This is a genomic window from Empedobacter sp. UBA5924 (assembly GCF_002431085.1).
In the GTDB taxonomy this organism is placed as follows: domain Bacteria; phylum Bacteroidota; class Bacteroidia; order Flavobacteriales; family Weeksellaceae; genus Empedobacter; species Empedobacter falsenii_B.
This window is the reverse complement of record NZ_DJDM01000052.1, coordinates 1-10445: the sequence shown is the minus strand read 5'-3', so window position 1 is coordinate 10445 and position 10445 is coordinate 1. Positions and strand designations below refer to the sequence as shown.

Here is a 10445-nt window from a genome sequence, read left to right as displayed (position 1 = left end):
TTAACAAGGGGAAGATTACACTGTTACTAAAGAAATTGATGACTACGGAAAAGTTACTATCATTGTCACGCAAGAAATGATTGATGAAGCAAAATCGTATATCAAATCCAAAAATTATCCAAAACCAGTTTCTCCAGTAATGCATTACTTAAACTCATTTAATGTAAATATTTACAAAGACAAATTAAAACTTTCTGGGAAAACAGGTGAAGGTGCTAGTATTGTAACAAATACGAACGGAACGTTTTTAACTGTTGAAACTGCAAAATGGGCAAATGCTGTTGCTTACGAAACTTACAATGAAGAAGACGAATTAATTTCTGTTTCTGTTTTAGGTACAGGAGATGTTACGTTTAAAAATACATTTGTAGATTTCCCAGTCAATGCTAAAAAAGTATATGCTGTTGGTTTCGATGGCGCTAAAATACTAGTTTATCCAACTAATTTATCTACTAACGAAAGTATCAAATCTACGGATTTTAATATTGTTCCAAATCCAATCAAAAATGACTCAAACATTAAGATTACACTTAACAATTCAAAAGGACAATACAATTTAAGTGTAATTGACATCAATGGAAAAGTCATCACAAATTCGATTGGAAATATAGATGAATTGAATAAAACTATCAATTCAAAATTCAAATCATTACCAAAAGGTATCTATATTGTTACATTGAAAAATGAAACTTCAAATTACACGAAAAAGATTATTAAAGAATAGTTTAACACGTATAATTCATAAACAAAAAACTCCCGCAAATGCGGGAGTTTTTACTACTATATAAAAGATAATTATTTCGCTTTATACTTCGCGATTCCATCTTGTAACCATTTTAGGTAAACTTCTACATCAAGTTCAGCTTCTAAAGGTTTAGAAAAACGATTCAAATCTTTATCAACCAAAATATAATAAGGTTGAGCATTTGCATTGAAATGTTCAATCTCGAAAGAAGTCCATTTGTTACCAACTGTTTTCAAATTACGATCTAACGCTTTCGAAAATACTTTTTGATCTTCTGGTAATTCTTTTGCTTCGTCAACATATAACGAAACTAAAACAACATCTTCAGCCAAAATTTTCTTCACACGCTCATCGCTCCAAACACGTTCTTCAACTTTACGGCAATTTGCACACGCATGCCCTGTGAAATCTAACAACATTGGTTTTCCAACTTTCGTTGCGTAAGCTGCTGCTTGATCAAAATCTTTGAATGCAGGAATTCCATGAGGTCCAGCAACCATATTTGGATCATCAAATTTAGCTGTTGCTTGTCCACCTCCTACACCTTCGTGGAAACCTCGTGGCGCTTCAGAATAGGTCATTGGAGGTGTTAAACCACTTAATAGTTTTAATGGTCCACCCCATAAACCTGGAATCATGTAAATCGCAAATGATATCGAAACCAATGCAAATAACATTCTCGGAACACCAATTGTTTGCACAGGTGAGTCTAATTCTAATCTAAATTTACCTAAAAGATATAATCCTAAGAAGATAAAAATTGCAATCCAAAATGCTAAGAAAATTTCTCTTGGTAACCAATTCATTTGCCAAACTAAATCTGCGTTTGATAAGAACTTCAAGGCAAAAGCTAATTCAATAAATCCTAAAGAAACTTTGATTGTATTTAACCATCCACCAGATTTTGGCATTGAATTTAACCAACCAGGGAACATCGCAAACAATGTAAATGGAATCGCTAATGCTAAAGAGAAGCCAAACATTCCTACGATTAATGAATAATAGTTTCCTCCTTGCGTCGCTTGAACTAATAACGAACCAATAATTGGTCCTGTACAAGAGAAAGACACTAATGCTAATGTGAATGCCATAAAGAAGATTCCAATTAATCCGCCTTTATCAGCACCTTTATCAGCTGCATTTACCCATTTACTTGGTAATGTCAATTCGAAAGCTCCAAAAAATGAAATAGCAAATACAATGAAAATTGCAAAGAATGCTAAATTCACCCACGGATTTGTTGACATTTCATTTAGGACTGATGGTCCAAAAATAACTGTCGCCAATAAACCTAATGCAACATAAATAACAATGATTGATAATCCATAAATAAAGGCTTTTCCAACTCCTTCTCCTTTCGATTTACTTTGTTTTGTAAACATACTTACTGTCAAAGGAATCATTGGGAAAATACAAGGCATTAATAGCGCTGCTAATCCTCCTAAAAATCCTAAAGAAAAGATTTTCAATAAACCATTATCTTTCTTTTCGTTATCTGCTAATAAAGAATCATCAACTTTTTTGATTGTATCTTGTGTTGCTACAACAACAGCTGTAGAATCTTCTTGAACAGAATCCTGCGTAATTTCATTTACTGCAACAGTATCTTTTGCTTCTGTAGCATCTGCTGGCTTTGCCTCTTCTTTCGTCTCTTCAACTTTTGCGGAAGGCGTTAATTTTATCGTTCCGCTTGTTTCATCTGGTGGCAAACAACGTTCGGCATCACACATTTGAAATTCTATTGTGTACGATACATTTACAGGTTTATCACCCGAAACTTTCACTTTTTGAACAAATTTTACTTGATTTTCGTAATATTTTTCATCTTGTTCAAAAATTTGGCTGTATTTATCTATACGTTTTCCAACTTCGCGCGTACCTCCAATCAATTTTGCATTTGCAGCTGGTTTAAATGATGCACTTGCTGGAATTCCAATTCCTCCATCAGGATGTTTCATTGAATAAAGGTGCCAACCTCTATCAATTTTTCCTGTTACCTCGATTTCAAACTCATTCTGTCCAACCTCCTTCACCGAACTCGACCATTTTGCAGGACTAAATAACTGTGCGTTGACTAAAATTGGAAACAAAAAAAGTATCCAAAGTTTCTTTAACATACTGTAATGTTTAAAAAGTTTTTACTTGTTTCTGTCGTTTTGAAACGTTCATCCAAACGATGATTTACCACCCAAATAATTTGATCTTTTTGGTCACAAAGCAACCAAACCTTCTCTTTTTCTAACTTAGAAAGTTTCAAATCTTTCATAAACTTACTCAACAATTTTTTTTGACCTTTCATTCCAATTGGATAAAAGAAATCTCCCTCTTTCACTTTTCTAAGTTTAAGCGGAAACAAAATTGATGTAAAGTCTACTATTTCAGTAGCGTTTTCGTGTGGATTTATCGATTTCACGAACTTCAAATTTAACGAATTGATTTCAATTAACTCATCAAAAATCGTTAATTCATCTTCATTTTCTTCTTCTATTTTTTGCAACAACAAATTTTCTCGATTTTTAATTAATCGATAAGTTGCTGATTTTATTTCACTTCCCGTTTCTGCATCCAAAAATTTTAAAATTTCTTTGCTCGACGAAAATCCATATTTTTCGAACAAATAATGTAAAAATGTTTCTAATGGTTGAAGTTTTTTTAATGCTGAAATTTCAATTTCAATCGGATTATCTCCTGAGAATAAATCACTTCTAACTTCTCCAACTTTATTTTGTACAATTTGATAATTATCATTGATATGATTTAAACTTGACAAAAAATTCTCATCAAATTGCGGATGAAGCTCTTTTAGAATTGGTGTAATGTGATGACGAATCTTATTTCTAGTATAATCATCCGTCGCATTCGTATAATCTTCTCGCCAATTTATTTCATTTGATTTTGCATATTCCAACAAATCATTTTTTGTAAAATTTAAAAGTGGACGAAAGATTTTTCCATTATCAATTTGCATTCCAACCAAACCTTTCAAACCTGTTCCACGAGAAAGATTAATCAAAAAAGTTTCAATATTATCATCCAAATGATGAGCTGTCACCAAAACATCCAAACAATTTTGTTGTTGAACTTGCTCAAACCACTCATAACGCAAATTTCGGCAAGCCATTTCTACCGAATAATTTCCTACTTTCTGATAAGCCGCAACATCAAAACGAGTCGAATGAAACGGTATATTATATTTTCCACAATATTCTCTCACAAACAATTCATCGCCATTTGCGTCTTCTTCACGCAACTGAAAATTACAATGTGCCACCTGAAAATTTGCAGCTGTTTGACGGAATAAATCTAACAAAACCATACTATCAATCCCTCCACTAATCGCCAATAAATAACGATGCGTAGAAAAAGAACGTTGTTCTAAAAGTTCTTTAAACTCTTGTTGTATAGATCTATTTTTCATGAAATACAAATGTTCGAAATTAGGAAGAATTCTCGAAAAAGAGTTATACTTTTTTTCTTCATTCTTATAAAATTTTACAATAAAAAAGCCTGAAAAACTCAGGCTAAAGATTTATTTTAAACTTTCTAAAGATTTATTTTCAAGAATTTCTAAAGTCGAATCTCTCAATTCAACCATCACCTTATTCAATGTACAAATGCCTTCGTTAGGGCAATCATCACATTTTTCGTAGTAATTTTTACTTACACAAGGTAAAAGCGCGATTGGTCCTTCTAAAACACGAATCAAAGATGCTAAACTAATATCTTTCGCATCACGTGCCAAATAATATCCACCACCTTTTCCTTGTTTCGAATTGACAAAGCCTAACTTTTTTAAATCCAATAAAATAGCCTCCAAGAATTTTTTCGGAATAACTTCTGTTTCAGAAATTTGTCCGATTAAAACTGGTTTGTTACTTTCTTGTCTGGCCAAATGAGCCATTGCTTTTAGTCCGTATTTTGTCTTTTTTGATAACAATTCTATAAGATTTAACTACAAAAATAACGTTGATTGTTGTATAAAACAAATATAAAATTAAATCGTTGAACCGAGATTTAAAAATATTTCATCAAAAAATCAATTACCTTTTGAGTTGTAGAATTATAGGGATAATTGAGAAATTTTGAAGGTGATAAAAACCAATTGACTTTTAAAATCGGTTTCATATGTGAAAAACTCTTTCTAAATATATTTTTCGCTAATAAACAGTAAGATGACGAATATTTGCTTTATTCTTACATTGCTTATCATAAATCTCATCTATTTTCGTTTTAAAATCTGGCACATGAAAAATTTTGAACGTTAATTTAACACTATTTTAAGTATTTTTAATCCCAAAAAGCAACAAATGAAAAATAATCTTACTTTGATTGACAAATTAAATCACATCAAAAATTTATTTATTATTGGTAAAAGTGATGGTAATTTGAATGAAAAAGAGATTCAAATTATCTCTGATATTGCCAAATTTCATGAGCTTTCTGCCAAAGATATAAGTTATATTTTGAACGAGAACACGAAGTTTGATTTTACGTTGCCAAAAACCTTTACTGATCGACTTTCTTTGTTGTACGACGCTGTTTTGTTAATGGTTGTTGATTTGAATATTCATCAAAATGAAAAAGCAATTTGTATTGATTTAGCTAAAAAATTTGAATTTAATCCTCAAATTATTGATGAATTAATCGAAGATATTTTGAGTTATATTTTAGAAGGAAAAGAATGCGATGAAGTGATGGAATATTTGCTTAAATACTCGCATCCAAAGCAAAATTTGAATTAAATTTTTATTGAAAAAGTTGATAAATCGTTAACAAAGAAATCACACTCGTCACTCCTCCTATTACATAGTTGATATTCTTTAAAATAAACGAATCTTCTTCTGATTTTGAATTAAAAAATTTCAGATACAGACCAAAAATAATCATCGAACCAATAACGACTCCTAAAGCAAAAACTGAGCTATTTGGTTGTCCAAAAACATTAACATTATACGAAATCAACGTTGCGCTTAAAAATACATAAAAAGGTATTGGAAAAACATTTATGGCAGATAACAATAACCCATAGATGAATTTATTTTTCTGTTTTACATTACCTTGTTGTTTTAGCTTTTTATTCTTATTTTTTTGATCTTGTTTCTTTGCAAAAAAGAGAAAATAAATCGTAATAATTACAAAAACAGCTAATCCAACTTCCCTAAAAATTTTAGTAACTTCTTCATTAAAATCAATAAATTTTGCCAGAAAAATTGCCAAATAAACCTGAATTGCAATCGTAATCGCTGTTCCAGACATAAAACTATATGCACTTTTAGTTCCTTCTTGTTTCCCAATTTTTACCACCGTCATATTCAACAATCCAGGAATGGATGATCCAATAAAAGCTGTGAAAACTCCGATTAAAAGTAGTTCTAAATACTGCATTAATTCTTTTTAAAAAGGTTTGCAAATTTAGACAAACTTGTTGGAGAAACCTATTGAAGTAATATGAATCATTTAAAAAAATATTACTTAAACATCCATATTAACGCTGATTTTATTGAAGAATTGAAAATTGTGAAATGATTTTGCGAAGGATCATGTAAATAATTCCAATTTGATTTCAAGTTATCTTTTTCGCGTAATTTTTCTACAAATTGATCTGTAAACTTTGAAATTGAAATAGTTTTAGAACTTGAAATCCAAATCTTTTTATTTTCTAATAGATTAAAATCAAATTTTTTACAATAAGAGTCAAACAATTCGTGGTTATTCCACCAAAGCGAAGGATCAATTGCGATATAAGAATCAAAATAATGCGAAAAATAAAACAATATATCCATTACCAATAATCCGCCTAAAGACTCACCAACAATAGTTTTCGAATTATTTGTATAGTAATTTTTCGAAATATAAGGAAGTAATTCTAATACAATAAATTTCTCAAAATATTCTGCATTTCCATATTCTGGAACCCATTTTTTATCTTTTGCAATGTATGTATTTCTTGTAAAATCTAAATTTCGATTAATATTTTCAATTCCTACAATCATCAATGGTTGAATATGATTTGATATAATTAACTCATCAATTAGTTTTGATATTTGCTTAAATTTTTCATTAATTCCGCCATCTAATAAATACAAAACAGGCAAACTTTCATTTATAAAACGCTCTGGTATCCAAACAAAAATATTTCTTTCTTGGTTTAAAAAATCAGAATACAACTTTTTCTTTTTGTAATTTAATTCGCTTGACATTTATACTTTTTTGAGGCTTTATTAAAGTTAATCGAAAAAAATCAATAAAAAAACCACTCCAAAATTTGGAGTGGTTTTTCATATATTTTAAAAATTAAATTAAAATTACAAAGCTTGTAACTGCTCTTCAATTTGAGCAATTTTAGATAATGCATCAGCCTCTTTTTTACGTTCTGCATTAATCACTTGTTCTGGCGCACCAGCAACAAATTTTTCGTTTGATAATTTTTTACGAACCGAGTTTAAGAAACCTTGGTTGTAATCCAACTCTTTTTGTAATTTCTCACGCTCAGCTTCAATATCGATATTATCAGACATCGGAACCATAAATTCTAACGTACCAACACGGAAAGCAAAACCTTTTTCTGGTTTATCACCTGTATTGAAATTAGAAACATTTCCTAATTTAGAGAACACATCTACATAAATTTCATTCGCAGCTTGAGCATCAGCAAAAACTTCTAATGCTTCTTTTGGTGACATTCCTTTTTCTGAACGTAATCCACGAATAGCAGTTGTTGCTTCTTTTGTATTTTCAAAATTCTTGATAATCTCTTCATTGAAAGATGTTACTTCAGGATATTTAGAAATAATTAAGGCTTCGTTTTCTGTTCTTTCAGCAATTAAATGCCAAATTTCTTCTGTTAAGAAAGGCATAAATGGATGTAAAACTTTCAATACATTTTCTAAATAAGAAATTGTTGCTGCATAAGTTTTTGCATCAATTGGCTCACCAAAAGTAGGTTTAATTGCTTCTAAGTACCAAGAACAGAAATCATCCCAAATCAATTTATAAATTGCCATCAATGAATCAGATAAACGATATTGATCGTAATTATGTTCGATATCTGCTAATGCTTGTTGGAATTTATTTTCGAACCATTCAACCGCTTTTGTTTGAGCAGAAGTTTGTTCTAAATCTTCTTTCACTTCCCAACCTTTTATTAGACGGAAAGCATTCCAAATTTTATTCGCAAAATTACGTCCTTGTAGACACAAATCAACATCGAAAGGTAAATCGTTCCCAGCAGGCGCTGTTAGCAACATTCCCATACGCGTAGCATCTGCACCATATTCGTTCATCAATTCGATTGGATCTGGTGAATTCCCTAACGATTTTGACATTTTACGCCCTTGTTTATCACGAACAATTCCTGTGAAATATACATTTTCGAAAGGTAATTCGTTACGATACTCATATCCAGCCACAATCATACGCGCAACCCAAAAGAAAATAATATCTGGACCAGTTACTAAATCTTGTGTTGGATAATAATAATTGATTTCTTCATTTTCTGGCTCATTGATTCCGTTGAAAACAGAAATTGGCCATAACCAAGAAGAAAACCAAGTATCTAACGCATCTTCGTCTTGACGTAAATCTTCGATTATTAATGTAACATTTCCTGTTTTTTCCTGTGCTAATGGTAAAGCTTCTTCTTTTGTTAGAGCAACAACGAAATCTTCGTTTCCATCACCATAGAAAAATGCAGGAATTTGGTGTCCCCACCATAATTGACGAGAAATGTTCCAATCTGTTACATTTTCCATCCAATTACGATATGTATTTTTAAATTTCGCAGGATGAAATTTAATCGTATCATTCATTACATTTTCTAAAGCTGGTTTAGCTAAATCTGTCATTTTCAAGAACCATTGATTTGAAATTTTAGGCTCAATCACCGCTCCTGTTCTTTCAGATGTACCAACTTTATTATTATAATTTTCTACTTTTTCAAGTAAACCTTTTTCTTCTAATTCTTTCTCGATTTCTTTACGCGCTTTGAAACGATCTAATCCAGCATAATTTAATCCTAAATCATTTAATTTCGCATCATCCGTAAAAATATCAATAAAATCTAAATTATGTTTTTTACCTAATTCGTAATCGTTCACATCGTGTGCAGGCGTAACTTTAAGACATCCTGTACCAAATTCGATGTCAACATATTCGTCTTCGATAATATTTACTTTACGACCAACGATTGGAACAATAACTTGTTTTCCTTTCAACCATTCATATCGCTCGTCATTTGGATTGATACAAACTGCAGAGTCACCAAAAATTGTTTCAGGACGAGTTGTCGCCACAACAATATATTGATCAGTTCCGTCAACTTGATATTTTAAATGATATAATTTTCCATTTTTATCAACATGAATAACTTCTTCGTCAGAAATATTTGTCTTTGCTTCCGGATCCCAATTTACCATACGGTATCCACGGTAAATTAATCCTTTGTTATATAAATCAACAAAAACACGTTGAACAGATTCAGATAAATCTGGATCCATCGTAAATTTCGTACGATCCCAATCGCAAGAAGCTCCTAACTTTTTTAATTGGTCTAAAATAATTCCACCATGTTTATGCGTCCAATCCCAAGCGTGATTTAAAAATTCTTCACGACCGATATCAAATTTAGAAACACCTTCCTCTTTTAACTTCGCAACAACTTTCGCTTCAGTAGCAATTGAAGCATGGTCTGTACCTGGTACCCAACAAGCGTTAAATCCACGCATACGCGCACGACGAATTAAAACGTCCTGAATCGTATTATTTAACATATGTCCCATGTGCAAGACACCTGTTACATTTGGTGGTGGAATGACGATTGTGTAAGCTTTTCTTTCATCTGGAGTAGATTTAAAATACTTCTTCTCCATCCAGTATTCATACCATTTTCCTTCAACTTCCGTTGGCGTATATTTAGATGCGATTTCCATTATTTATATATGACTTAAAATAAATTTGGGCAAATTTACACAATCTGCCCAACATTTCTAAGATATTATATAATTTCTTTATTTATTCAATAAATCAATAAGTTTAATTAAATCTTGTTCTTTTTTTATGCTAAGTTTATTTGTACTTACAATTTGATTTACGTCTTTATCTGTAAAATCTTTAAATTTTTTAGTTGAATTTGGAACATTATACATTTTATCACTATAACCAATCAATAATTTCTCTTGTTTAAAATAATTTCTCTTATTAGAAGCATTTAAACCACCAGCACCAAGACCATCTACTCCATCATTAGATAATTTTCTATAAAGTACAATTTTTCGATCTAAAGGTGATAATACTTGTAAATATCTTGATGTTAATGTACCCCCATCAATATAACTTACATACTTAAGAATTTTACCATCATCGAATCTAATAGTCTGGTTTGATAATTTATTCATTTTATATAAATATCCATCTCTTAAAAACTCTAAATCGTCTAGTAATGCATTATATCTAAAATTCTCCTTTTCTTTGAAACCATCTATACTTGCAGGAAGAAAATTAACATTAAAATATTCATCTTTACTAGTAACTCCTTCTGTATATTTCTGTTGTTTTACTTCTGCAACAATAGTTTGTAGATTATATTCATTAACAGTAGCTGTAGAAGACATTTGTGCATTAGTAAAATTGTAAACTAGAAGCATTATTGTAACAATTATTCTTTTCATATTAATATATATTAAACCCGTTGTGCATTTTGATT

9 protein-coding genes are annotated in these 10445 nt (G+C 30.7%); 2 read left to right on the top strand and 7 right to left on the bottom strand.

Going from position 1 to position 10445, the window contains the following annotated elements; translation table 11 throughout:
* Positions 1 to 76: 76 nt before the first annotated feature.
* Complete coding sequence (locus tag B3792_RS13210) at positions 77 to 724, top strand: T9SS type A sorting domain-containing protein (protein WP_219035233.1); 648 nt, start codon at positions 77 to 79, stop codon at positions 722 to 724.
* A gap of 71 nt (positions 725 to 795) precedes the next feature.
* On the opposite strand, the gene B3792_RS13205 is transcribed toward B3792_RS13210, so the two are convergent.
* The 3 genes from B3792_RS13205 to B3792_RS13195 all read right to left on the bottom strand — a co-directional run bounded on the left by B3792_RS13205 (position 796) and on the right by B3792_RS13195 (position 4682).
* On the bottom strand, positions 796 to 2862 hold the full coding sequence (locus tag B3792_RS13205; RefSeq protein WP_291049271.1) for a protein-disulfide reductase DsbD family protein: 2067 nt from the start codon (positions 2860 to 2862) through the stop codon (positions 796 to 798).
* Positions 2856 to 4163, bottom strand: coding sequence for a tRNA lysidine(34) synthetase TilS (tilS, locus tag B3792_RS13200; protein ID WP_286496179.1), 1308 nt, complete (start codon positions 4161 to 4163; stop codon positions 2856 to 2858). The genes B3792_RS13205 and tilS overlap by 7 nt, the downstream gene beginning before the upstream one ends.
* A 111-nt stretch (positions 4164 to 4274) precedes the next feature.
* On the bottom strand, positions 4275 to 4682 hold the full coding sequence (locus tag B3792_RS13195; protein WP_219035236.1) for an RrF2 family transcriptional regulator: 408 nt from the start codon (positions 4680 to 4682) through the stop codon (positions 4275 to 4277).
* Positions 4683 to 5052: 370 nt separating this feature from the next.
* On the opposite strand from B3792_RS13195, the gene B3792_RS13190 reads away from it, so the two are divergent.
* Positions 5053 to 5487 (top strand): hypothetical protein, encoded by a 435-nt coding sequence (locus B3792_RS13190; protein WP_286496178.1) that lies wholly within the window; start codon positions 5053 to 5055, stop codon positions 5485 to 5487.
* Between the two features lie 4 nt (positions 5488 to 5491).
* On the opposite strand, the gene B3792_RS13185 is transcribed toward B3792_RS13190, so the two are convergent.
* From B3792_RS13185 to B3792_RS13170, 4 genes are all read right to left on the bottom strand, one after another.
* Positions 5492 to 6130, bottom strand: a complete 639-nt coding sequence (locus tag B3792_RS13185) for a LysE family transporter (RefSeq protein WP_286496177.1) — start codon at positions 6128 to 6130, stop codon at positions 5492 to 5494.
* An 83-nt stretch (positions 6131 to 6213) separates the two neighbouring features.
* On the bottom strand, positions 6214 to 6945 hold the full coding sequence (locus tag B3792_RS13180; RefSeq protein WP_286496176.1) for an alpha/beta hydrolase: 732 nt from the start codon (positions 6943 to 6945) through the stop codon (positions 6214 to 6216).
* A gap of 105 nt (positions 6946 to 7050) precedes the next feature.
* Positions 7051 to 9672, bottom strand: a complete 2622-nt coding sequence (locus B3792_RS13175) for a valine--tRNA ligase (protein ID WP_291069833.1) — start codon at positions 9670 to 9672, stop codon at positions 7051 to 7053.
* A 78-nt stretch (positions 9673 to 9750) separates the two neighbouring features.
* The coding region (locus B3792_RS13170) for a hypothetical protein (RefSeq protein ID WP_291069831.1) at positions 9751 to 10445 on the bottom strand (695 nt) is incomplete at its 5' end.